The organism is Xanthomonas sp. WHRI 10204, from assembly GCF_040202875.1.
GTDB lineage: Bacteria > Pseudomonadota > Gammaproteobacteria > Xanthomonadales > Xanthomonadaceae > Xanthomonas.
In genome coordinates this window covers 344,807-367,679 of record NZ_JBEGDW010000002.1, presented here as the reverse complement: position 1 = coordinate 367,679, position 22,873 = coordinate 344,807, and the positions used below count along the sequence as shown (strand labels likewise).

The following is a 22,873-nucleotide window of genomic DNA, read 5'->3' as shown; positions in this document are numbered from 1 at the left end:
CCATGCAGGTTGAAGTCGTCCTGGCCTGGCCGGATCGCTACAGCGCGGTGTTGCTGGATCTGCCGGAGGGCGCAACGGTCGCCGAGGCAGCGGCGGCATCCGGCCTCATGCAACAGAACGCATCCGCAACGATCGCCATCCACGGTGTCGTGGCGCGCCCGGATCAGGTGTTGCGCGCAGGCGACCGGGTCGAGCTGCTCAGGCCGCTGCTGCTGGACCCGAAAGAAGCGCGTCGCCGCCGGGCTGCATCTGCTGCGAAGGCCAATCCCGCTAGCTAATGACCGGATCTGGCCGCATCAGCCGGGCAGCTGCTATTGAGCGAACTCTTCCGGCAAGGGCGCCATCGCAGTTTTTGCGTTGCGGTGTTCGATGTCGTGCTGTGCTGGCTGCAATCGGCTTCGATACAGAAGTGAGCGCGTAGAAACGGGCTTCGAGCGAATTTCGCTCTTCGCGTCGCCAGACGGACGCGGCGCCTGCCTGAGGCCATACAGTATCGAGCGCTGCCATCTGCGCACTGCGCCAAGCATGCGCGTTGCCAGCGTAGGCAAGCGCGCGGCAGTCGGCAGGCCGAGTGCGATGGTCCGAGCGGACAATCCGAGCGGATAAGGTGAAAAGCAAAAAGCCGGCATCGATGGCCGGCTTTCAGGCGTTGCGGGTGGTCAGACGATCGCGCGATCGCTGACCGAACGCATCAACGGCCGCGCTGCTTCTTCTTGTCGCGCGCCAGGTTGCGGCCGAACTGCTTGGGTGCCGACTTGGCCAGCTGCTCGTCCTGCGAGGGGAAGTAGTCGCCTTCCCAGCGCGCCACCTGATCATTCTCGAAGAACACGGTGAAATTCTTGACGTCGGTACGCGCCAGGCGATCGACGCGCTGGGTAGACGTGTAGTCCCAACGCTGCGCATGGAACGGGTCGGGAATCGACGGAGTACCCAGCAACGCGCTGACCTGCTGCTTGCTCTGGCCGACCTGCAGTTGCTCCACGGCATTCTGTTTGATCAGATTGCCCTGGTAGATCGGCTGCTTGTAAATGATGCCGCAGCCAGCGGTGGAAAGAGCAACGGCGGCGACCAGCAGGAGATTGCGCATCGGGGAATAAGTGCTGAGGAAATCACGCCGATGATACACTCCCGCCGGTCGCCGCGACCCGTTTGATGGCAGCTGGCGCTAAATCGCCAATGAACGGAGAACATATGGAAACCCACGACCTGCGCAAAGTTGGGCTCAAGGTGACCCATCCGCGCATGCGGATCCTGGAATTGCTCGAGCAGAAGAGCAGTCACCATCACCTCAGCGCAGAAGACATTTATCGGCAGCTGCTCGATCACGGCGACGAGATCGGGCTGGCAACGGTGTATCGCGTGCTGACCCAGTTCGAGGCTGCCGGTCTGGTGCTCAAGCACAATTTCGAAGGCGGCCAGGCCGTGTACGAGCTGGATCGCGGCGGCCACCACGACCATATGGTCGATGTGGACACCGGCCACGTCATCGAATTCGAAAGCGAAGAGATCGAGGCACTGCAGCGTCAGATTGCCGCCAAGCACGGCTATGAGCTGGAAGAGCATTCGCTGGTGCTGTACGTGCGTAAAAAGCGGCCGCGCTAAGCGCGCGTCATCGCGTACGGCAATGACAAGGCGGCTTCGGCCGCTTTGTGCGTTTTGAGGTGCAGTTCGTGATGATTCGCTGGCGTCTGTGTGCTCCCATCCGCCCTTCGGGCACATGCGGGGAAGCGCGCTGGCGGAGCGCTTTCCTGGGCGGACTCGCTGTCAGTTCTGCAGAGCAAAAGTTCGCGCCTGGGAGCTGCTGGCAAAAGGTAGCGAGCAGTGATCAGGCGGGTGTGGGCGGCGCGCTGAGAACCGGAGTGGGCATGTGTTAATGCCACACCGAGCACCGAGCACCGAGCACCAAGCACCAAGCACCAACACCAAGCACCAACACCAAGCACCAACACCAAGCACCAACACCAAGCACCGGCAGCGCCTGCCTGGCGGTGCGCGCAGTCAAGGTTGCCAGCCGCTCCAAGCCCGAGAAAGGGCGGGCGCTGCGTCGGTTGATTGCTGCAACGCCCGGAGCCGCCAGCAGAGGCTGCGATAACGCATTGACACCGCAGCCTCCGCAATAGACCTCGATCAGGCGCTCTGTAACAGCTTGCGGGCTGCCGCGCGTGCTTCCTTGCTCACTTCCACACCCCCGAGCATGCGGGCCAGCTCTTCCTGGCGCGCCTGCGGGCCGAGCAGCTCGACCGCGCTCTGGGTCATGCCGTCCACCGGCGCCTTGCTGACCCGGTAATGCGCGTGGCCCTTGGCTGCGACCTGCGGCAAGTGGGTGACGCACAGCACCTGGCGCTCTTCGCCCAAGGCGCGCAGCTTCTGGCCGACGATATCGGCCACCGCGCCGCCAATGCCGGAATCGACTTCGTCGAAGACCATGGTCGGCACGCTGTCCAGGCCGAGTGCGGCGACTTCGATCGCCAACGAAATCCGAGACAGCTCACCGCCCGAGGCCACCTTGCGCAGCGCGCGCGGCGGCTGGCCGGCATTGGCGGCGACCAGGAATTCCACCCGCTCGGCGCCGTTGGGATCCGGGCGCTGGGTCTCCTGCGGCTGCAGCTGAATCAGGAATTGCCCGCCGCCCATGCCCAATTCGCCGATCAGTGTGGTGGTGGCCTCGGACAAGGCTTCGGCGGCGGTCTTGCGACTGTCGCTGAGCACGCCGGCGGCGCTGCGCCAGGCGCCGGTGGCGGACTCGATGTGCTTGTCCAGCTGCTGCAGGCGCTCGTCGGCGCCACGCAGGCTTTCCACTTCCAGACTCATGCGCTCGCGGTGGGCGGCCAGTTCGTCCGGGGCGACACGGTGTTTGCGCGCCAGGTCGTGCAGGCGGCCGAGACTGCGTTCCATCGCTTCGAACTGGGCCGGGTCGGCGTCCAGGTCGTCGCGCACGCGGTCGAGCAGGGCCAGTGCTTCTTCGATCTGGATCACGGCGCTGTCCAGCAGCGCGTCCACCTCGCCCAGGCGCGGCTCGTGCTCGGCGACGCGGGCCAGGTCGTGGCGGCTGTCCTGCAACAAGCCCAGTGCCGACGCGCCGTCATCGCCGTTGAGCTGCTGGGCCACGCTGTCGCAGGCGCCGATCAGCGCGGTGGCATGCGCCTGACGGCGGTGATTGACGTCCAGGGCCGCGATCGCGGCCGGGTCCAGGTCCTCGCGTTCCAGTTCGCCGAGTTGATGCTCGAGAAAGCCGATGCGGTCGGAGACATCGCCCTGCGCAGACAGTGCGTCGCGCTCGTCCAGCAGCGCCTGCCAGCGCTGGCTGGCCTGGCGCACCTGCTCGCGCTGGGCGCTGTTGCGGGCGTAGGCGTCGAGCAGGGCGAGCTGGCTGTGGCGGGCCATCAGGGCCTGGTGCTCGTGCTGGCCGTGGATTTCCACCAGCCGTGACGCCAGTTCGGCCAATTGCGAAGAGGTCACCGGGCGGCCGTTGATCCAGGCGCGCGAGCCACCGTCGGCGCGAATGATGCGACGCAGCTGGCATTGGGCTTCGTCGTCCAACTCGTTGTCGGCCAGCCAGGTCAGGCCCGGGTGCGCGGCCGGCAGCTGAAACTCCGCCGACAGCTCGGCGCGGTCGGCGCCATGGCGCACGACGCCGCTGTCGGCGCGCAGGCCGGACAGGAAGCCCAGCGCGTCCACCATCAGCGACTTGCCGGCGCCGGTTTCGCCCGACACCACGGTCATGCCCGGCCCGAACTCCAGTTCGGTGGCGCGGACAACGGCGAAATCCTTGATCGAGAGGTGTCTGAGCATGAGGGTCGAGTGTGAATACGTTGGGGAAGCTTAGGGCAGGAAGGTGCGGTCGGGGAGTCGGACGCTTGCCATCCCCGGGGCCAGACATTATCTATGCCCAGTCTCACCGGATGATCCCATGCGCGCGTCCCAGTCCCCAATGCTCGACCCCCGCGCCCGCCAGTTGCTGCGCACCTTGATCGCACGCTACATCCGCGATGGCGAGCCGGTGGGCTCGAAAACCCTTGCCCAGCATGCCGGGCTGGATGTGAGCCCGGCGACCATCCGCAATATTCTGGCCGATCTGGAGGACGTGGGGCTGCTCAGCTCTCCGCACACCTCGGCCGGGCGCATTCCTACTGCGCACGGCTATCGGGTGTTCGTCGACAGTCTGGTGCAGATGCAGCCGCCTGGCGAAGAAGAGGTGCGGCGCCTGCGCGCGGAGCTGGCCAGCGGCAATGGCACCCAGTCGCTGCTGGGCAGCGCCTCGCAGATGCTGTCGGCGATGAGTCACTTCGTGGGGGTGGTCAGCGCCCCGCGCCGGGAGCAGTTCGCGTTCCGGCATATCGATTTCGTGCCCCTGGATGCGCGGCGGGTGCTGGCGATCCTGGTGTTTGCCGACAACGAAGTGCAGAACCGGGTAATCGAGCCGCGCCGCGCCTACGAGCCGGCCGAGCTGGAGCGGGTGGCCAACTACCTCAATGCGCAGTTCGCCGGGCGCGCGCTGTCGGACATCCGCGCCAGCCTGCTGCGCGAACTGCGCGTGGCCAAGAACGAAATGGAGCAGTTGCTGGCCCACAGCGTGGACCTGGCCAGCGAGGCGCTGGTGCCGGCCGAGGCGGATGACATGGTGATGGCCGGGCAGACCCGGCTGATGGGCGTGCAGGACCTGTCGGACCTGGACCGGCTGCGCGAGCTGTTCGAAGCCTTCGCCAGCAAGCGCGAGATCCTGCAGCTGCTCGAACGCACCATCCAGGCACCGGGCGTGCGGATCTTCATCGGCGAGGAGACCGGCATGGTGTCGCTGGAAGACGTCTCGCTGGTCACCGCACCGTATGCCGCCAATGGCCAGGTGCTGGGTGTGCTGGGGGTAATCGGTCCCAAACGCATGGCCTATGACCGCCTGATTCCGCTGGTGCAGACCGCCGCCCAGGTGCTGGGCGCGGCCATGGAGCCGCCCGGCACGCGATAACCAGCGGCAATCGAAGCCATCGTTTTGCTTGAAACGCGGCCGAGCGCCCACATACGGGGTGACGTTGGGGCGGGCGTTCCGCTTGCCCGGGAACTGCATATGAACCAAGACCACCCCGAATTCGACTCCGAAGACCTGTCCCAGAATCCACCCGAGACCGATCCGCTCAAGGCCGAGATCGAGTCGCTGCGCAGCGAGATCGCGCTGGTCAAGGCCGACGCCCTGCGCGAGCGCGCCGACCTGGAAAACCAGCGCAAGCGCATCGCTCGCGACGTCGAAAACGCGCGCAAGTTCGCCAACGAGAAGTTGCTGGGCGAGTTGCTGCCGGTGTTCGACAGCCTGGACGCCGGGCTCACCGCGGCCGGTACCCAGCCCAGCCCGCTGCGCGATGGCCTGGACATGACCTACAAGCAATTGCTCAAGGTCGCTGCCGACAACGGCCTGACCCTGCTGGACCCGGTTGGCCAGCCGTTCAATCCCGACCAGCACCAGGCGATCAGCCAGGGCGAGGCCGAAGGCATTGCGCCGGGCCACATCGTGCAGGTGTTCCAGAAGGGCTATCTGCTCAACGATCGCCTGCTGCGCCCGGCCCTGGTGGTCGTGGCCAAGCACGACTGATCGGCAGCGCCCGGCTGAACTGCCGGGCGCGCCGTTAGAACACAGATGCGCACAGATGGCTTGAACACCTGCGCGCCACCCCCACATCTCAGCCAGACCCGGCGTCGCCGGACACAGCTACAGAATCATCAGGAGCGTATCCATGGGCAAGATCATTGGTATTGACCTCGGCACCACGAACTCGTGCGTGGCGATCATGGACGGCGGCAAGGCCCGCGTCATCGAAAATTCCGAGGGCGATCGCACCACGCCCTCGATCGTCGCCTACACCAAGGACGGCGAAGTGCTGGTCGGTGCCTCGGCCAAGCGCCAGGCGGTGACCAACCCGAAGAACACCTTCTACGCGGTGAAGCGCCTGATCGGCCGCAAGTTCACCGACGCCGAAGTGCAGAAAGACATCTCGCACGTGCCGTACGGCATCCTGGCGCACGACAACGGCGATGCCTGGGTGCAGACCAGCGATTCCAGGCGCATGGCGCCGCAGGAAATCTCCGCGCGCGTGCTGGAAAAGATGAAGAAGACCGCCGAAGACTTCCTCGGCGAGAAAGTCACCGAAGCGGTAATCACCGTGCCGGCGTACTTCAACGACAGCCAGCGCCAGGCCACCAAGGATGCCGGCCGCATCGCCGGTCTGGACGTCAAGCGCATCATCAACGAGCCGACCGCCGCAGCCCTGGCCTATGGCCTGGACAAGAACGGCGGCGATCGCAAGATTGCGGTGTACGACCTGGGCGGCGGTACCTTCGACGTGTCGATCATCGAAATCGCCGAAGTCGATGGCGAGAAGCAGTTCGAAGTGCTGGCCACCAACGGCGACACCTTCCTGGGCGGCGAAGACTTCGATAACCGCGTCATCGAATACCTGGTGGACGAGTTCAACAAGGATCAGGGCATCGATCTGCGCAAGGACCCGTTGGCGCTGCAGCGCCTGAAAGATGCCGCAGAACGCGCCAAGATCGAGCTGTCGACCAGCCAGCAGACCGAAGTGAATCTGCCCTACGTCACCGCCGATGCGTCGGGCCCGAAGCACCTCAACATCAAGTTGACCCGTGCCAAGCTCGAAGCGCTGGTGGAAGACCTGGTCAAGAAGTCGATCGAGCCGTGCCGCACCGCGTTGAACGACGCAGGCCTGCGCGCCAGCGACATCAATGAAGTGATCCTGGTCGGCGGTCAGACCCGCATGCCGAAGGTGCAGCAGGCGGTGGCCGATTTCTTCGGCAAGGAACCGCGCAAGGACGTCAACCCGGACGAAGCCGTGGCCGTGGGCGCTGCGATCCAGGGCGGCGTGCTGGCTGGTGACGTCAAGGACGTGCTGCTGCTGGACGTGACCCCGCTGTCGCTGGGTATCGAAACCATGGGCGGGGTGTTCACCAAGATCATCGAAAAGAACACCACCATCCCGACCAAGGCCTCGCAGACCTTCTCCACCGCCGAAGACAACCAGTCGGCCGTGACCGTGCACGTGTTGCAGGGTGAGCGCGAGCAGGCCCGTTTCAACAAGTCGCTGGCCAAGTTCGACCTGTCCGGCATCGAGCCGTCGCCGCGCGGCATGCCGCAGGTGGAGGTGTCTTTCGACATCGACGCCAACGGCATCCTGCACGTGTCGGCCAAGGACAAGAAGACCAACAAGGAACAGAAGGTCGAGATCAAGGCCGGTTCGGGCTTGTCGGACGAAGAGATCCAGCGCATGGTCGCCGACGCGGAAGCCAACCGCGAAGAAGACAAGAAGTTCCAGGAACTGGTGCAGACCCGCAACCAGGCCGATGGCCTGATCCACGCTACCCGCACCGCGATCACCGAGCATGGCAGCAAGGTCGGTGGCGATGTGATCGGCAAGGTGGAAGCGGCGCTGTCGGATCTTGAGACCGCCATGAAGGGCGACGACAAGGCGCAGATCGACGCGCGCAGCAAGACGCTGGAAGAAGCCGGCCAGTCGCTGTACGCAGCGGCCGCCGCGGCAGAGCAGGGCGGCAACGCCGATGCGGCCAGCGGCAATGCGCAGGCCTCCAAGGCTGCTGATGACGTGGTGGACGCCGAGTTCACCGAGGTCAAGGACGACAAGAAGTAAGCCGTGATTTGGGAGTCGGGCGTGGGGAGGGGCAGGCGCTAAAGCGCACGCCCCTCCCGCCCGATATCCTCTACGCGTCGCGTCGCCAAGGCGGACCAGCAGCATGCTGTCCGCCTTCGCGTTTCAAACGAATCACGAATCACGAACCACGAATCCCCGCTTATGAGCAAACGCGATTACTACGAAGTGCTGGGCGTTGCCCGCGGTGCCAGCGACGAAGAGCTGAAGAAGGCCTATCGCCGTTGCGCCATGAAGCACCACCCGGATCGTAATCCGGGCGACGCCGCGTCCGAGGCGCTGTTCAAGGAGTGCAAGGAAGCCTATGAAGTGTTGTCGGACGGCAACAAGCGCCGCGCCTACGATGCGCATGGCCACGCGGCATTCGAGCACGGCATGGGTGGCGGTGGCGGTGGCGGGCCGGGTGGCCCGGACATGGGAGATATCTTTGGCGATATCTTCGGCAATATTTTTGGCGGTGGCGCCGCCGGTCCGCGCGCTGCGCGACGTGGCGCCGACGTCGGTTACGTACTGGAACTGGATCTGGAAGAAGCCGTCGCCGGCATCGAGCGACGCATCGAGATTCCGACCCTGATCGAATGCGAACCCTGCCACGGCAGCGGCTCGGAAGACGGCAAGGTCGAGACCTGCGCCACCTGTCATGGGCGCGGCCAGGTGCGCATCCAGCGCGGCATCTTTGCCATGCAGCAGAGTTGCCCGCACTGCGATGGCCGCGGCACGCTGATCCAGAACCCGTGCAAGACCTGCCACGGCGCCGGTCGCGTGGAAGAAGACAAGGTGCTGTCGATCAAGGTGCCGGCCGGCGTGGATACCGGCGACCGCATCCGGCTGGCAGGCGAAGGTGAGGCCGGCCCGGCCGGTACACCGCCGGGCGATCTGTATGTGGAAGTGCGTGTGCGCGAGCATGCGATTTTCCAGCGCGACGGCGACGACCTGCATTGCGAAGTGCCGATCCGTATTTCGCAGGCGGCACTCGGCGACACCGTACGCGTTGCGACCCTGGGCGGCGAAGCGGAAATCCGCATTCCGGCCGAGACGCAGACGGGCAAGTTGTTCCGTTTGCGCGGCAAGGGCGTGCGTTCGGTGCGTAGCCGCAGCGAAGGCGATCTGTATTGCCGCGTCGTGGTCGAAACGCCGGTCAACCTCACGGCCGATCAGCGCGAGTTGCTGCAGCAGTTCGAGGCAACCTTCACCGGTGAGGATGCGCGCAAGCATTCGCCCAAGTCGGCCACCTTCATCGATGGCGTCAAGGGGTTCTGGGATCGCATGACGTCGTAAGCGACGTCATGGGCAGTGTGGGGAAGCTGCCGAACAAAACTACGCCTACGCCTGCAGGGAGCAGGCGTGGACGTTGAGCGAGGCGAATGAGGAAAAGGCAGCTTTCCTTCGTACGATCGAAAGCGCTCCTGCAGCGACATCCTTTTCCTGTGGCGAGAAGCGCTACACAAACGACATCCTTCTCGCTCGGAAGAACTGCCACAAGAGCGTTCGAAACAAACTGCCAGAACGAAACAAACTGCCAGAAGCTTGCTCGCAGGAAAGTACCAAACCCTCCTTCGCAAGAAAGTGCCAGAAGAACAACATCCTTCTCCCCTCGGGAGAAGGTGCCCGAAGGGCGGATGAGGGTGCGGCGTACCGATCGCCAACGCCCACCTGCAATCGGCAACTTGGCCTCTTGCTCCGGTGCAGTCGTGCATCAGCAGAGATGCTCACCTGACAACACGTCGTGTTGCCCTCCATGCAGGCCTGCGCTTCACTCACCTCACGCGCGCAGTGGCCAGCATTCTTGATCAAATCGCTGCGCGATGCTGCAAACTGCATCTGAGCCACTGACACCATCCCAACGCTGAGCCGATACCCGCTCACTCGGCGCGGTCGCGCCTCGTCAGATCGCAACGTCTGCAAAACATGCAGGGAATGGGCAGCGCTGAAGCGTTCGGCTCCGATGTCTGCGTCACCAAACGGTATGAATGTCAGCGCCATCCAGCTCGCAGCCAGTCAACGCGCGTCGCACTGAACATGGCGCGGCTCCAAACACGCCACGCGCTCACGCATTGCGGCAGATAATGGGGCTCTCCTCTCACGACGGCGCCTCCCATGAGCGATGCAACCGACAGTCATCTCGTCCACGGTCGCCGCCAGCGCCCCGATGGTCCTTCGCCGATCGATGTGATTTCGGTGCAGTCGCAGCTGGTCTACGGCCATGCCGGCAACAGCGCTGCCGTGCCGCCGCTGCGCGCGCTCGGATTACGTGTGGCCGAAGTGCCGACCACCTTGCTCAGTAACGCGCCGTTCTATGCAACCTTGCGCGGCCGTATCTTGCCTGCCGACTGGCTGGCCGATCTGTTGCTGGGCGCCACCGAACGCGGCCTGCCGCAGCGGGCGCGCATGCTGGTCTCCGGCTATTTCGGCAGCCTGGCCAATGGCGAAGCATTCGCCGATTGGCTGGAGCAGACCCTGCCGCAGGCGCCGCAGCTGCGCTATTGCCTGGATCCGGTGATCGGCGATACGCATACCGGCCCCTACGTCGAGCCGGGGCTGGAGCGCGTGTTTGCCGAACGGCTACTACCGCATGCGTGGCTGGTCACGCCCAATGCGTTCGAGCTGGGACGCTTGACCGGTATGCCCAGCCTGGAGCAGGACGACGCCATCGCTGCGGCACGCGTCCTGCTCGCACGCGGCCCGCAATGGGTGCTCGCGCATAGCGTGGCCGGCGCGACAGGCGAATTGGTGACCTTGGCGGTCAGCACTGATGCGGTGTATCGCTGGGCCAGCCCGCATCTGCCGGTCGACGTGGCCGGCACCGGCGATGTGTTGATGGCGCTGCTGATCGGCTTTCTGCTGCGCGATGTGCCGTTTGAGCAGGCGGTGGGACACGCGCTCACCGGTGTGCACAGCGCGCTGGAGGCCACACTGGCGGCAGGTTACGAAGAGTTCGATGTGCTGGCCGCCGCTCCGGCCGCGCTTGCGGCACTGCCGCGCTTTGCCGCTGAGCGCCTGGCATGAGTGCGCAGCCGGTCGTCGGCATCGTCGGCATTGCCGGCGCCTACGGGCGCTGGCTGGCGCAGTTTTTGCGCACCCGCATGCAGCTGGAGGTGATCGGCTTCGATCCTGCAGCCAGCGGCGACATCGACGAAGCCACCCTGGCGCAGCGTGCGGATGTGCTGATTTTTTCTGCGCCGATTCGCCACACCGCCGCGTTGATCCAACGCTATGTGGAACTGGCCGGCGCACGCGCTGCATCGCAGCTGTGGATGGACGTCACCTCGATCAAGCAGGCGCCGGTTGCTGCGATGCTGGCGTCGCAGGCAGACGTGGTCGGCCTGCATCCGATGACCGCGCCGCCGAAATCGCCAACCTTGAAGGGACGAGTGATGGTGGTCTGCGAAGCGCGCCTGCAGCATTGGTCGGCGTGGGTGCAGACCTTGTACGTGGCACTCCAGGCAGAGTGCGTTTACGCCACGCCCGAGCACCACGACCGGGTGATGGCCTTGGTGCAGGCGATGGTGCACGCCACCCATCTGGCGCAGGCCGGCACCTTGCGCGACTACGTGCCGCTGCTGGGCGAATTGCAGGCATTGATGCCGTATCGCTCCGCGTCGTTCGAACTCGACACGGCAGTGATCGCGCGCATCCTCTCGCTCAATCCATCGATTTATGAAGACATCCAGTTCGGTAACCCGTACGTCGGCGAAATGCTCGACCGCCTGCTGTCGCAGCTGCAGCAGTTACGCGCGCTGGTGGCGCAAGGCGACGACGCGGCGCGCGCGCAGTTCCGCAGTCAGTTCCTGCACGCTAACGTGCAGGCCCTGCAACACACCGCGTTGGCCGCGGGCAACTACACCTACGAGCGCGTTGGCTATTTGCTTGCCGATCTCACCGAACCGCTGACCCTGAGCGTGTATCTGCCCGAAGACCAGCCCGGTTCGCTACGCGCGCTGTTACATGTCTTCGAACGGCACGGGGTAAATCTGTCCTCGATCCATTCCTCGCGCACACCGGTAGGCGAGCTGCATTTCCGGATCGGGTTCGAACCCGATAGTGATCGTGCAGCATTGGCGCGTGCGGCAAGCGAGATCGACCTCAGTGGAATCGGACGGGTGCTGGAGCGGTCGGATCGCGTCGCAGGCTGACGCACCGGTTGACCTACAAGCTGCGCCAACAAAACGGCGTGGTCTGCGTGTTGCTCTGCAGAGCAGCAATGGCGCACCGCCGCGCTTTGTAATGTGAGCCGCCCGCGTGGTGCACTCGAAGCCTGGCGTCGGAACGGGCTCAGGATTTCATCCACACGGGGTGTGGATGAAGGTTGCACAAGCATGTGGATAACCGGGCGCAGCCCTTGCACGGCAAGGGCTGGTGTCTGGGTGATCAAAAAATGACCAGGTGCGGCTCAGGGCGTGGAAAGTCGCAGATCGCCGCCTTCGGTGACGAAGCGCTGGCCCTGTCGTTGCAGGTGACGGCCATCCGGGAGTTCATAACGCGGCGCAGGTTGCGTGCCCGGGCCAGTTGACTGCTCGTCGCGGAATTCGATGACGACGTATGGCTCGCCATCTGCGCCGATCGCGGGAAATTGCCGAAAAGACATATGCACCTCCGAAGGATTCCAAGGTTGCCTTGCGGGTCATCATGCCCGCACCGCCAGCGGTTGGCTGACATGCCGAGCATGCGCACGCATATGTTACTCAAGCGTCATCGTGCGATGAGGGGACAGGGCCCAGGTCGAGTTCGCCATGCGGCGTCGACCCTCCGATTTTAGTGATCGCTCGCAATACAGCGCAGTCGTTCGCAATGTCACGGCCGCTCGATGCCCGCAAGCGACGCAGCATCACACTCTGCAGCGCAGCAGCACGCTGAAAGTCGTGCACGTTTTTGCCGATGTCGGTCTGAATACCCGCAACAAGTAGTCAGCAACGGCCCCCGCCCAGCTTGTCGCATCGCCAAGGATGCGGGTTGAAACCTCCTGGGCCTGCACGCGACGCACTGGCTGCGGCGCAGGATCCACAGGTGCAGGCGTGGACTAGCGCAGACGCAACGCGTCAACGATTTAACGACTTAACTGCAACGCATCCCGGTCAGCGGTAGCCGCTGCCAACTCTGCGCGCGCCGACGCAATCCGCGCCTGTGCATCGATCAAACGCACGCGTGCATCGTTGGCGGTTTCTTCGCGCTGGTTGACCAGGAAGAAATCGCCCGATCCCAGCTCGAAGCGTCGCCGTTCGGCGACAGCCAGGCGGTCGGCGAGGCCGCGTTCTTCGTCGGCCATCTTGGCCAGCCGCTCGGCAGCGTTGAGCGAGATCACGATGGACTCCACCTCCACCGAAATCTGGTCGCGCAGAAAGCGGCTGCGCTGATCCAGTGCTTCGATCTCGGCGCGCGCCTCGGCAACGCGGCCTTTGGCGGAACGGTTCTCCAGCGGCACGCTGAAACGAAAGCCGATGATTGCATCGGTCGGCGAGCGGTTCGGCCCGCCCACGCCGGGGTCGCCCAGGTCTTTGCTGACTTCGAAACTCACATCCAGCCGCGGCTTCAGATCGTTCTGCGCCAGCATCAGCCGCGCAGTGGCCTGGTCGATGCGGGTCAGCACGGCGCGGTAGTCGGGCCGCTCCACCGGCGCAGTGATCTTGTTGGCACCGGCCAGGCCTTCCAGCGCCGAGGTGTCGGGCGGCAAACGTTCGGTGGAGACGATCAGCGGCATGCCGGCGTCGTCGCGCAGATATAGCGACAAGGCATTGGCGGCGTTGGCGAAGTCCTGTTCCGAGCGCACCACCAGCGCTCGTCGGCGCACCAGGTTCTGGTCGTTTTCGGTCAGCAGAATGGTGGGGCGCGCACCAAGCGTCACCTGCCGCGAAATCGCGTTGCGGCGCTGCTCTGCCAACGCCAGCAGGTCGTTGTACGCACGCAGCTTCAAACCGGCCGCCACCCAGTTCTGATAGGCGTCCACGGCGCGGCGTTGCACGCCGATCGCCACCATCTCCGCTTCGTACTGCGCCACGTTGATGTCGGCGCTGGCAACGCTGCGGCGGGTACGGCGCTCGTCGACCACGCGGTCGCGCAACAGCGCGTACAGCGCGCCGATCTTCACTTCGCCACCGCGATCGGTATACGACTTGTCTTCGTAGACCGGGAACGACCCTCGCGAGGACCGGTAGCCGCCGTAGTAATAGCCGCCGTTGTTCTCGAACGGCCGCTTGACGCCACTTTCGATGCTGCTGCCGTCGTAGTAGCCGGCCTCGCGCGAGCGGCCTTCGATATCGAACACGGTGTCGAACGCGCCGTCGGCCGAGATTCCCTTGCCTTCGGCCTGGCGGACTTTCGCCAGCGCTTCGACGATCTGCGGCGCAGAGCGGGCCGAGGACTGCAGCACCTCGTCCAGGCTCAGTGGCGTGGTTTGGGCGAAGGCCGCACCGGGGCACAGTGCGATCAGCAGGACAACCAGACCGCGCATCATTTCTTGCCCGTCGCGTCGTCTTCGGACTTGTCGGCGGCGGGCTTGGCCTTGCCATCGCCCTGCGTGGTCGCGGCGGGGCGCCGGCCGAATTCCAGTGGGAAGTTGTTGAGCTGGCGCCACAGTTCGTAGCCCACCCGCACCGTCTCGCCCAGCACCCAGCCGCGCACCTTGCCGCCTTGGCGGGCGAATTCCTGTGCCGGCCACGCCGGTTTGCCCGGCGCAGGTTCGACCAGGATGCGGAACAGCCCATCCGGCGCGGCGTTGGGGTCGATCGCGCGCACGCGGCCATCGAACATGCCGTGCGCCACCGACGGCCAGCCGCTGAACTGGATCGCCGGCCAGCCTTCGAACTCCAGCCGCACCGGGCGGCCGGGACGAATCAACGGCACGTCGCGGCCATCGATGTACAGCTCCACGGCACGCTCCACGCGTTCCGGCGCGATCACTGCCAACACCGTGCCCGGCGAGACCATGGCGCTGCCGCTGGCGGCGTTGAGTTGCTGCACACGGCCATCGCGCGGCGCGCGCACCAGCTGCGCGGACTGACGGTTCAACTGGATGTCGATGCGGGTCAACTTGGCGCGCGATTCGGCCAACTTGGCGTCGGCTTCGGCCACCTTGATCTGGGTCAGCTCGTAATCGCGGCGGCCGGCCAGTCCTTCGGCAAGCAATTGCCGGCTGCGTTCGACGTCGATGCTGGCGACCGCGCGCGATTGCTGGATGGCGGTAATTTCCGCCGCGACCTGCGCGCGCTCGCTGGCCAGTCGGGTCAGTAGATCCGGGTCGAGGTCACCGACACGCGCGATCGGGTCGCCCTTGGACACGTGCTGGCCGTCGTGCACATACCAGCGCTCGACGCGGCCGGGCACGAAGGCGGTGACCTGCTGCTGGCGATCGCCTGGGTCCAGCGAGACCACCTGGCCCTTGCCGCTGGCAGTCTGTACCCACGGCGCGAACGCCAGGATGGCGCCTGCGATGGCGACGCTGAGCAACAGCATCCACGCCAGTACCTTGGCGATGCTCGGTGGCCGCATCGAGGCCAGGGTGGGGAAGTGCGCGATCCGATCAGGGGCGTGCTGCATTGGTTGCCTCCTGGGTGGATGCGATGAGTTCGGCGCGCGTGGCGTAGCGTTGCTGGCGCTCGGGTTCCAGACGGAACCAACCATCCAGGGCGATGTCTTCCGGCCTGCCGGTGCACAGCAACACCGTGGTGCCGGCCTCCTTCAAGCGCCCCAGCACGCGGGTCAGGCGTTCTGCGGGCAGCAGATCGTAGAGCTGCGACAACATCAGCACGCGAGGGCGCACCAGTAAGGCGTTAGCCAGCTTCAAAGCCATCACGTCGCCGATCCACAGCGGGTAGCCGGACGCGGCAAGTCGCGTGTCCAGGCCCTGCGGCAGCGCGGCGATGCGTGCGCGCAGCCCCACCGTGTCGATGGCTTCCAGCATCGCTTCGGAGCTTACGTCGGCCGAGGCCATGGACAGATACTCTCGGATGGTGACTTCGACAATCGTCGGTCGGTCGAGCACGGTGACTTCCGAGCGCAACAGGTACATGTCGAAGGTGGCCAGGTCTGCGCCACCCACCATCACCAGGCCACGATCCGGCACCACGTGGCGCTTGAGCACCATCGCCAGCAGCCGCTCGGCGCCGCCATCGGCCAGCGTCACCAGCTGCTCGCCGGCTTCCAGGGCGAAATCGAAACGCGCCCCTTCGATCATCACCCCATCCAGCCGCACCGCGCTGTTGCCGGGGATCTTGCCGGCCGCCACCACGGCGCGTTCCTGCGGAATGGCGTACAGCAGCGACAATTCTTCCGCGCTGGCAACCAGATCGTAGAAGGTGTCCAGATAGGCGCCGAGCTGTGCGATGCCATAGAACACCGCGCTCAGGATCAGCTCGGCGGCCACCAGTTGGCCGATCGACAACTCGCCGCGCAGGATCAGGCTGCCGCCCAGGGCCAACAACGCCGCGCTGGCGACCGCGTACACCAGCAGGAAGGCCACGGTCTGGGTGAAGCTGTAGCGGAAATGGCGCCGGTGCCGGTCGACGTAGGCGGCAGTCACCGCCTCGGAGCGATCCATCGCAAAGTTGAGATGGCGGCTGGATTTGTAGAAGCCGTTGGAGCCGCCGACGCTTTCCAGCCAGTGCGCGGCATTGTGCTTGGCGTGGCTGAGTTCGACCGCGGTGCGGATCGAGCCGCGCGACCAGATCATCCAGATCGCAAAGATGATCAACAGCAGCAAGGCGTTGAAGGCCAGGAAAAACGGGTGGTAGAAGCTGGTGAGGATCAAGCCGACCGCCGATTGCAGCACGATGGTGAAGGCGCCGATCGCCAGGCTGGGCACCGCTTTTTGCACCACCACCAGATCGAAGTAGCGATTGAACACATCGCCACGGTTCTGGTCGGCGAAGAAGGGGTTCTGCGCATGCACCGCGCGCACCGTGATCTCGGCCACCACCCGCGCGAACAGGCGGCGCTCGAACAGCGCCATCACCCAAACCCGCATTGCGCTCAGGCACGCCACCAGCAGCAGGAGCCCCAGCAGCAGGCCCGACAACGTCCACAGCGGCGCAGGCAGCGCGGTATTGGCGACGCTGTTGATCAGCAGCTGCACCGATATGGGCGTGGCCAGCGACAGCAGGCTGATCGCCACGCCGTACACCAGGGCCAAACGCACATACGGCATGTCCGGCCCGACGATTTCCGCCAGCCAGCCCACCGCTTCCCGCCATCCGATCCGCTTTGCCGCCATTGAACTTCCATTGATGAGTTCAGTGAAGCATTGACGAGTTGCCGCTATAGGACAAGGCCGGAGCGCTTATCCGTTGTATAGGATTTTCCTATGCGGCTGCCGCGCGCAGTAGATCTGCGATCAAACCGAACGCTGGCGCGCGCCCCGCACCTTGCCGCCACAGCAGCCCGATCTCGCGGTAATAGCGGCCGCCCTTGATCGGGCGCACCACTACATCGTCGCCTTCGCGGATTTCCTGACGCACGTAAAGCTCCGGCAGCAGGGCCAGACCCATGCCCATGCCGGCCATCTGTCGGATCGCATCCAGACTCGTTCCTTCGTAGTCGCGCAACACATGTGCGCCGACTTCCATCGCGATTGCGGCCACCTGTTCGGCCAATCGGTATTCCGGCATCAAGGTCAGCAGGTTGGCACCGCGTAGATCGGCAGGGGTGATGTAGCGTTTGCTGCGCAGCGGGTGATCGGCGGCCATGGTCACGTGCAGCGGTTCGCGGAACAGCCGCTCGCTGTGCAGGCTGCTCCCGGCCACCGGCAATTGCGCCAGGATCAGATCGTGCACGCCGTTGGCCAGGTCGCGGGCGAGCACGGTCGGCAGGCCCTCGCGCACGTGCACGCGCAGCGCCGGGTGCTCGCGGTGCAGTCGTGCGACCAGGCTGGGCATCAGGTAGGCGCCCAGCGTGGGCGAGACACCGAGCCGGATGGTGCCGATCAGCGTGTCGGTCGAGGTCGTGCGTACTTCTTCCAGATCGGTCACATCGAGCAGGATGCTGCGCGCGCGGTCGAGCAGGTCGCTCCCGAGCGGGGTCAGGATGGCCGGGACGCCGCGCTCGAACAACGGCGCACCGATGATGGTTTCCAGTGCGCGGATCTGTTGCGACAGCGAGGGCTGCGACACGCCCATCTGCTCGGCAGCACGGGTGAAGCTGCCGGTATCTGCCAGCGCGACGAAGTAACTGAGTTGGCGAAGAGTGGTCTTGGGGCGGGGCATGGTCGCATCGGTACGTCGGGTCGCTCGGAGTCGCACTGCCGGCGAGGCCGGTGAGCGAGCGTGTGGCCCGGAGTAGGCATCAACCGGGCGTCATTGATCGATGAATTGCAGCCGCGCCAGCTCGGCGTACAGGCCACCTTCGGCGATCAACTGCGCATGCGTGCCCTGCGCCACGATACGGCCGGCATCCATGACCACGATGCGGTCGGCCTTGAGCACGGTTGCCAGGCGGTGTGCGATGACCAGGGTGGTGCGGCCCTGCATCAGTCGGTCCAGTGCCTGCTGCACGGCGCGCTCGCTCTGTGCATCCAGTGCGCTGGTGGCTTCGTCCAGCAGCAGGATGGGTGCGTCCTTGAGCAACGCACGTGCGATTGCCACACGTTGCTGCTGGCCGCCGGACAGGCGCGTACCACGCTCGCCCAGCTCGCTGGCATAGCCTTGGGGCAGGGCGCGGATAAAGACATCGGCTTCTGCTGCGGCCGCTGCCGCTTCCACCTCGGCATCGCTGGCCTCCAGGCGGCCGTAGCGGATGTTGTCGGCGGCACTGGCGGCAAACAGGGTCGGTTGTTGCGGGACCAGTGCGATGTTCTCGCGCAAGCGCACCGGGTCGGTCTGGCGCAGGTCCACTTCGTCGATGCGTACGCTGCCGCTGGCGGGGTCGTGGAAGCGCAGCAGCATCGCCAGCACCGTGCTCTTGCCGGCGCCGGACGGGCCGACCAGGGCAACGGTTTCGCCGGGGCTGACATGCAAGTCGAATCCATCCAGCGCCGGTGCGTCGGGGCGCTGCGGATAATGAAACATCACCTGGTCGAAATGAATCGCCCCGCGCAGCGGCTGCGGCAAGCGCATGGGCGTGGCCGGCGCCACGATCGCCGACTGTTCGTCGAGCAGTTCTCCAACCCGGCCCATGCCGCCGGCGGCACGCTGCAACTCGTTCCACACCTCGGCCAGCGCGCCAACCGAACCGCCGCCGATCAACGCATACAGCACGAACTGGCCCAGCGTGCCGGGCGTCATGCGGCCGGACACCACGTCGTGCGCGCCCAACCACAGCACACCGACAATGGCACCGAAGATCAGCATGATCGCAATGGCGGTGACGCCGGCCTGGGTGCGGATGCGCAGCCGCGCAGTATCGATCGCCGCGAACAACGCCTGGCTGAAACGCTGACTCTCGTAGCGTTCGCGCGCATGCGCCTGCACGGTGCGGACCGCGCCGAGCGTTTCGGCCGCCAGCGTATTGGCGTCGGCCACGCGATCCTGGCTGGCGCGCGAAATCTTTTGCAGCCGGCGCGCGCCCAGCACGATCGGCAGCACCGCCAACGGAATGCCGATCAGCGTGAATCCGGCCAGGCGCGGGCTGGTGACGAACAACATCACCATGCTGCCGATCACCGTCACCGAGCTGCGCAACGCCACCGACATGGTGTTGGCGATCAGCCCGCGCAACAGCTCGCTGTCGGCCGACAGCCGCGACACCAGCTCGCCGCTGCGGCTGCGATCATGAAAACCGGCGTCCAGGCTGATCAGGTGCGCATACAGACGGCCGCGCAGATCTGCGACGACTTTTTCGCCCAGCAACGCCACGAAGTAAAAACGCGCTGCGGTCGCCAGGGCCAGCACCACGGCCACCACAAACAATAATGCGAAGGCCTGGTTGATCTGTGTGCCGCCGGAGAAGCCGTGGTCGATCATGCGCTTGACCGCTGCCGGCAGGCTCAACGTGGCCGCGGAGGACACCGCGAGTGCGATCAGCCAGGCGGCGAACAGGCCGCGCTGGCGTTGCACGAACGGCCACAAGGTGCGCAGGCTGCCAAGCTTCCGCAATGGGTTGGGCCTGGCGGCGGCTGGCTGAGTCATGCGGCTTCCGGTGTTGAGAGATGGACACGATTGCGAGTGGCGTCGCACAGGCGGGTTTTCAAGCCAGCCAGCTGATCTGCAGGCAGCTGCACGCGTAACGCTGCGCCTTGGGCGTCGAAGTGTTCATCCAGTTTGTCGACATGGAACGCGACAAGCGCCGCGTGTACCAGCCCCAGATCGTCGAACTGGCATTGCAGGTCGAGCAGGGTCAGCGCAACCAGCTGGCGCCGCGTGGCCAGGCGCAGGCATTCGGCTGCCGTGCCGCCATAAGCGCGCACCAGCCCACCGGCACCGAGCTTGATCCCGCCATACCAGCGCGTCACCACCACCACCACGCGATCGAAGCCTTGGCCATCGATGGCTGCCAGAATCGGCCGCCCCGCCGTTCCGCTGGGCTCGCCATCGTCGCTGGAACGGTACTCCTGCCCGAACCGGTAGGCCCAGCAGTTGTGCGTGGCATCCGGCACCGACACGCGCTGCACGATCTCCAACGCCTGCGCGGAAGAATCGAGTGCAGCAGCATGGGCCAGAAAGCGACTGTGCTTGATGTCCAGGCTGTGGTACGCGTCAGCGGCGAGGGTATCGAGCATCGTCGCCATTCTATGCGAGGCGGCGATGTCGGTTGCTGCAGTCAGCGTGACTGCCGTTGCAAGCTGGCAGATCGGGGCGACTGGGGCGTGGTGGTGCTGTAGCGATGCACCGCTACTGTGCGTCGGACGTTGGCGACCGACGTCGCGCCTGGCAGATGTTCGGGCGCACGCGTTTGCCCGGTATTAGCATGAGCATGCGTTTGCTGAGTCGATGCGCGTTACTGCCGCGGGCGCTTGCAGAAAGCGACGTGCGTTGCGGCCGCGTGGGCCAGGGGTGTCTTCGATTACACCAGCGTGGAGCGGCGCTTCTCGTCGATCCACTTGGATGCCTGCGCCGGGGTGTAGTGCTGCATCCACTCCAGCATCTGCTCCATGTCGTCGCCGTACCACAGGTCGGCGCGCTGATCCGGGTGCAGGAAACGTTCTTCCACCATGCGATCGATCATGCCGATCAGTGGTGCATAGAAGCCCGCGCTATCCAGAAACGCGCACGGCTTGTTGCCGATGCCGAGCTGGCGCCAGGTGAGCATCTCGAAAATCTCTTCCATGGTGCCGAAGCCTCCGGGCAGGGCGACGAAGGCATCGGACAGCTCGAACATGCGCATCTTGCGCTCATGCATCGAGCCGACCACTTCCAGCGTGGTCAGCCCGCGATGCGCCACTTCCCAATCGGCCAGCTGCTGCGGAATGACGCCGGTGACTTCGCCGCCGGCGGCCAGCACCGCGTTGGCCACCGTGCCCATCAAGCCGACGTTGCCGCCGCCATAGACCAGACGCAGGCCCTGTTTGGCGATGCGATCGCCCAGCGCCATGGCGCGCTCGACATAGACAGGCTTGTTGCCGGCATTGGAGCCGCAGTAGACGCAGATTGATTTCATCGGGGATCAGGGATTCGGGAATCGAGAGTTGGGAATAGGGTATGGGTCAAAGCAAATATAGAAGCCAGAACGCATGACGCCGGACCTAGGTCCGGCGTCAGCATGAGGAGTGAGGGGATGGGATCGCTTTTACGATTCCCGATTCCCAACTCCCGATTCCAGGCTTAATTGGCCTTATGGATGGCGCGCTTGCTCACCGCCATCGCGGCGTCGTGGATCGCTTCGGACAAGGTCGGATGCGCGTGGCAGATACGCGCCAGGTCATCGGCCGAGCCGTTGAATTCCATCGTCAGCACACCTTCGTGCACCAGCTCGGAGACGCCCACGCCCACCAGGTGCATGCCCAGCACGCGGTCGGTTTCGGCATCGGCGATCACCTTGACGAAGCCGGCCGGCTCGCCCATGGCCACCGCACGGCCAATCGCCGCGAACGGGAAGCTGCCAGCCTTGTAGGCCACGCCCTCGGCCTTGAGCTGCTGCTCGGTCTTGCCGACCCAGGCAATCTCCGGCTCGGTGTAGATCACCCACGGAATGGTGTCGAAGTTAACGTGACCCGGCAGGCCGGCGATCAGTTCAGCCACCGCGATGCCTTCCTCGAAACCCTTATGCGCCAGCATCGGCCCGCGCACGCAGTCGCCGATGGCCCACACGCCGTCGACGCCGGTGTGGCAATGACCATCGACCTCGATCTGGCCGCGGTCGGTCATCTTGACGCCGGTGCCGTCGGCCAGCAGGTTCTTGGTCGCGGCCTTGCGGCCCACGGCCACCAGCAGCTTGTCCACGGTGAGGGTCTGCTCGCCTGCGGCGTCGGTGTAGCTGAGCACCACCTGCTTGGCATCGCCGCTGCCGGTGATCTCGGTCTTGCCGACCTTGGCACCCAGCTTGATGTCCAGGCCCTGCTTCTTGAATTCCTTCAGCGCGGTCTTGGCCACTTCGGCATCGGCCAGGGCCAGGAAGTCCGGCAGCGCTTCGAGGATGGTGACTTCGGCGCCCAGGCGCTTCCACACGCTGCCCAGTTCCAGGCCGATCACGCCGGCACCGATCACTGCCATGCGCTTGGGCACAGCGGTGAAATCCAGGCCGCCGACGTTGTCGACGATGGTGTCGCCGTCGAACTTGGCGAACGGCAGTTCGATCGATTCCGAACCGGCCGCCAGGATCACGTTGGTGCCCTTGAGCTCGATCTCGCCGCCTTCGTGCTGGGCGACCTTGACGATATTGCCCGGCAGCAACTGGCCGAAGCCGTAGTACGGGGTGATCTTGTTGGCCTTGAACAGCATCGCGATGCCGCCGGTGAACTGCTTCACGATCTTGTCTTTGCGACCGATCATGGTGGGCACGTCCATCTTGGCATCGTTGAAGCTGATGCCGTGGTCGCCGAACAGGTGACCCATGTTCCAGAACTGGCGCGAGGAATCCAGCAGCGCCTTGGACGGAATGCAGCCCACGCGCAGGCAGGTACCGCCCAGGGCGGGCTTGCCGTCCTTGCCGAGTGCCGCGTCGATGCAGGCGACCTTCATGCCCAGCTGGGCCGCGCGAATCGCCGCGTGATAGCCGGCCGGGCCGGCACCGATGACGACGACGTCGAATTGTTCGCTCATTTCATTTGCTCACGGGAATGGGGAATAGGGAATGGGGAATGGCAAAAGCGCATGCGCCTGCTGCGTCCCATCCAGGTCCAGGCGGGA

General features: G+C 65.2%; 19 protein-coding genes and 1 other RNA gene. 8 read left to right on the top strand and 12 right to left on the bottom strand.

The window, feature by feature from the left end; all coding sequences use genetic code 11:
- Positions 1-2 precede the first annotated feature (2 nt).
- Entirely contained in the window at positions 3-278 is a 276-nt protein-coding gene (locus tag ABQZ00_RS12330) for an RnfH family protein (protein WP_323538200.1), read from the top strand.
- Between the two features lie 413 nt (positions 279-691).
- On the opposite strand, the gene ABQZ00_RS12325 is transcribed toward ABQZ00_RS12330, so the two are convergent.
- Positions 692-1,087, bottom strand: a complete 396-nt coding sequence (locus tag ABQZ00_RS12325) for an outer membrane protein assembly factor BamE (protein WP_055844921.1) — start codon at positions 1,085-1,087, stop codon at positions 692-694.
- 104 nt (positions 1,088-1,191) lie between these two features.
- On the opposite strand from ABQZ00_RS12325, the gene fur reads away from it, so the two are divergent.
- Positions 1,192-1,602, top strand: a complete 411-nt coding sequence (fur, locus tag ABQZ00_RS12320; protein WP_055844918.1) for a ferric iron uptake transcriptional regulator — start codon at positions 1,192-1,194, stop codon at positions 1,600-1,602.
- A 197-nt stretch (positions 1,603-1,799) separates the two neighbouring features.
- On the opposite strand, the gene ABQZ00_RS12315 is transcribed toward fur, so the two are convergent.
- Together ABQZ00_RS12315 and recN are read right to left on the bottom strand one after the other, a co-directional pair.
- A non-coding RNA gene (locus ABQZ00_RS12315) (sX9 sRNA) lies at positions 1,800-1,867 on the bottom strand.
- 260 nt (positions 1,868-2,127) lie between these two features.
- Positions 2,128-3,792 carry a DNA repair protein RecN gene (recN, locus tag ABQZ00_RS12310; RefSeq protein WP_323538201.1) on the bottom strand — a complete coding sequence of 555 codons (1,665 nt, stop codon included), beginning with the start codon at positions 3,790-3,792 and terminating at the stop codon, positions 2,128-2,130.
- Positions 3,793-3,931: 139 nt separating this feature from the next.
- Between recN and hrcA the strand changes: the two genes are divergently transcribed.
- The 6 genes from hrcA (at position 3,932) to ABQZ00_RS12280 (ending at position 11,800) form a co-directional block, all read left to right on the top strand.
- A complete protein-coding gene (gene hrcA, locus ABQZ00_RS12305) occupies positions 3,932-4,963 on the top strand; it encodes a heat-inducible transcriptional repressor HrcA (RefSeq protein ID WP_161961808.1) in 1,032 nt (343 codons plus the stop codon).
- 99 nt (positions 4,964-5,062) lie between these two features.
- On the top strand, positions 5,063-5,581 hold the full coding sequence (gene grpE / locus ABQZ00_RS12300; RefSeq protein ID WP_055844911.1) for a nucleotide exchange factor GrpE: 519 nt from the start codon (positions 5,063-5,065) through the stop codon (positions 5,579-5,581).
- A gap of 142 nt (positions 5,582-5,723) precedes the next feature.
- Positions 5,724-7,649: a molecular chaperone DnaK gene (dnaK, locus tag ABQZ00_RS12295; protein ID WP_323517217.1), complete on the top strand. Its 1,926-nt coding sequence runs from the start codon at positions 5,724-5,726 to the stop codon at positions 7,647-7,649.
- A 162-nt stretch (positions 7,650-7,811) separates the two neighbouring features.
- The gene (gene dnaJ / locus ABQZ00_RS12290) at positions 7,812-8,945 is read left to right on the top strand and encodes a molecular chaperone DnaJ (protein WP_055844906.1); all 1,134 of its coding nucleotides are present in this window, start codon (positions 7,812-7,814) and stop codon (positions 8,943-8,945) included.
- 819 nt (positions 8,946-9,764) lie between these two features.
- On the top strand, positions 9,765-10,673 hold the full coding sequence (pdxY, locus tag ABQZ00_RS12285) for a pyridoxal kinase (protein WP_323517213.1): 909 nt from the start codon (positions 9,765-9,767) through the stop codon (positions 10,671-10,673).
- Positions 10,670-11,800: a prephenate dehydrogenase gene (locus ABQZ00_RS12280; RefSeq protein ID WP_323538202.1), complete on the top strand. Its 1,131-nt coding sequence runs from the start codon at positions 10,670-10,672 to the stop codon at positions 11,798-11,800. Before pdxY ends, ABQZ00_RS12280 begins: the two co-directional genes overlap by 4 nt.
- Positions 11,801-12,057: 257 nt before the next feature.
- On the opposite strand, the gene ABQZ00_RS12275 is transcribed toward ABQZ00_RS12280, so the two are convergent.
- From ABQZ00_RS12275 to lpdA, 9 genes are all read right to left on the bottom strand, one after another.
- Positions 12,058-12,252 carry a hypothetical protein gene (locus tag ABQZ00_RS12275; RefSeq protein ID WP_115512082.1) on the bottom strand — a complete coding sequence of 65 codons (195 nt, stop codon included), beginning with the start codon at positions 12,250-12,252 and terminating at the stop codon, positions 12,058-12,060.
- 459 nt (positions 12,253-12,711) lie between these two features.
- Positions 12,712-14,115, bottom strand: coding sequence for a TolC family protein (locus ABQZ00_RS12270; RefSeq protein ID WP_323538203.1), 1,404 nt, complete (start codon positions 14,113-14,115; stop codon positions 12,712-12,714).
- Positions 14,112-15,197 (bottom strand): HlyD family secretion protein, encoded by a 1,086-nt coding sequence (locus tag ABQZ00_RS12265; protein ID WP_323538204.1) that lies wholly within the window; start codon positions 15,195-15,197, stop codon positions 14,112-14,114. The genes ABQZ00_RS12270 and ABQZ00_RS12265 overlap by 4 nt, the downstream gene beginning before the upstream one ends.
- Positions 15,181-16,869 (bottom strand): ABC transporter transmembrane domain-containing protein, encoded by a 1,689-nt coding sequence (locus ABQZ00_RS12260; RefSeq protein WP_115512079.1) that lies wholly within the window; start codon positions 16,867-16,869, stop codon positions 15,181-15,183. The genes ABQZ00_RS12265 and ABQZ00_RS12260 overlap by 17 nt, the downstream gene beginning before the upstream one ends.
- 88 nt (positions 16,870-16,957) lie before the next feature.
- Positions 16,958-17,857: a hydrogen peroxide-inducible genes activator gene (locus ABQZ00_RS12255; RefSeq protein WP_323538205.1), complete on the bottom strand. Its 900-nt coding sequence runs from the start codon at positions 17,855-17,857 to the stop codon at positions 16,958-16,960.
- Between the two features lie 90 nt (positions 17,858-17,947).
- Entirely contained in the window at positions 17,948-19,717 is a 1,770-nt protein-coding gene (locus ABQZ00_RS12250) for an ABC transporter transmembrane domain-containing protein (protein WP_055844875.1), read from the bottom strand.
- On the bottom strand, positions 19,714-20,316 hold the full coding sequence (locus tag ABQZ00_RS12245; protein WP_323538206.1) for an IMPACT family protein: 603 nt from the start codon (positions 20,314-20,316) through the stop codon (positions 19,714-19,716). Before ABQZ00_RS12245 ends, ABQZ00_RS12250 begins: the two co-directional genes overlap by 4 nt.
- A 275-nt stretch (positions 20,317-20,591) precedes the next feature.
- A complete protein-coding gene (locus tag ABQZ00_RS12240) occupies positions 20,592-21,185 on the bottom strand; it encodes an LOG family protein (protein ID WP_115559460.1) in 594 nt (197 codons plus the stop codon).
- A gap of 164 nt (positions 21,186-21,349) precedes the next feature.
- Complete coding sequence (gene lpdA, locus ABQZ00_RS12235; protein ID WP_115512077.1) at positions 21,350-22,786, bottom strand: dihydrolipoyl dehydrogenase; 1,437 nt, start codon at positions 22,784-22,786, stop codon at positions 21,350-21,352.
- Between the last annotated feature and the right edge of the window lie 87 nt (positions 22,787-22,873).

What these genes read in the sequence shown, in the direction of transcription:
- ABQZ00_RS12330 (WP_323538200.1), top strand. Translation starts at nt 3, where the DNA reads ATGCAGGTTGAAGTCGTCCTGGCCTGGCCGGATCGCTACAGCGCGGTG.
- ABQZ00_RS12325 (WP_055844921.1), bottom strand. Translation starts at nt 1,087, where the DNA reads ATGCGCAATCTCCTGCTGGTCGCCGCCGTTGCTCTTTCCACCGCTGGC.
- fur (WP_055844918.1), top strand. Translation starts at nt 1,192, where the DNA reads ATGGAAACCCACGACCTGCGCAAAGTTGGGCTCAAGGTGACCCATCCG.
- recN (WP_323538201.1), bottom strand. Translation starts at nt 3,792, where the DNA reads ATGCTCAGACACCTCTCGATCAAGGATTTCGCCGTTGTCCGCGCCACC.
- hrcA (WP_161961808.1), top strand. Translation starts at nt 3,932, where the DNA reads ATGCTCGACCCCCGCGCCCGCCAGTTGCTGCGCACCTTGATCGCACGC.
- grpE (WP_055844911.1), top strand. Translation starts at nt 5,063, where the DNA reads ATGAACCAAGACCACCCCGAATTCGACTCCGAAGACCTGTCCCAGAAT.
- dnaK (WP_323517217.1), top strand. Translation starts at nt 5,724, where the DNA reads ATGGGCAAGATCATTGGTATTGACCTCGGCACCACGAACTCGTGCGTG.
- dnaJ (WP_055844906.1), top strand. Translation starts at nt 7,812, where the DNA reads ATGAGCAAACGCGATTACTACGAAGTGCTGGGCGTTGCCCGCGGTGCC.
- pdxY (WP_323517213.1), top strand. Translation starts at nt 9,765, where the DNA reads ATGAGCGATGCAACCGACAGTCATCTCGTCCACGGTCGCCGCCAGCGC.
- ABQZ00_RS12280 (WP_323538202.1), top strand. Translation starts at nt 10,670, where the DNA reads ATGAGTGCGCAGCCGGTCGTCGGCATCGTCGGCATTGCCGGCGCCTAC.
- ABQZ00_RS12275 (WP_115512082.1), bottom strand. Translation starts at nt 12,252, where the DNA reads ATGTCTTTTCGGCAATTTCCCGCGATCGGCGCAGATGGCGAGCCATAC.
- ABQZ00_RS12270 (WP_323538203.1), bottom strand. Translation starts at nt 14,115, where the DNA reads ATGATGCGCGGTCTGGTTGTCCTGCTGATCGCACTGTGCCCCGGTGCG.
- ABQZ00_RS12265 (WP_323538204.1), bottom strand. Translation starts at nt 15,197, where the DNA reads ATGCAGCACGCCCCTGATCGGATCGCGCACTTCCCCACCCTGGCCTCG.
- ABQZ00_RS12260 (WP_115512079.1), bottom strand. Translation starts at nt 16,869, where the DNA reads ATGGCGGCAAAGCGGATCGGATGGCGGGAAGCGGTGGGCTGGCTGGCG.
- ABQZ00_RS12255 (WP_323538205.1), bottom strand. Translation starts at nt 17,857, where the DNA reads ATGCCCCGCCCCAAGACCACTCTTCGCCAACTCAGTTACTTCGTCGCG.
- ABQZ00_RS12250 (WP_055844875.1), bottom strand. Translation starts at nt 19,717, where the DNA reads ATGACTCAGCCAGCCGCCGCCAGGCCCAACCCATTGCGGAAGCTTGGC.
- ABQZ00_RS12245 (WP_323538206.1), bottom strand. Translation starts at nt 20,316, where the DNA reads ATGGCGACGATGCTCGATACCCTCGCCGCTGACGCGTACCACAGCCTG.
- ABQZ00_RS12240 (WP_115559460.1), bottom strand. Translation starts at nt 21,185, where the DNA reads ATGAAATCAATCTGCGTCTACTGCGGCTCCAATGCCGGCAACAAGCCT.
- lpdA (WP_115512077.1), bottom strand. Translation starts at nt 22,786, where the DNA reads ATGAGCGAACAATTCGACGTCGTCGTCATCGGTGCCGGCCCGGCCGGC.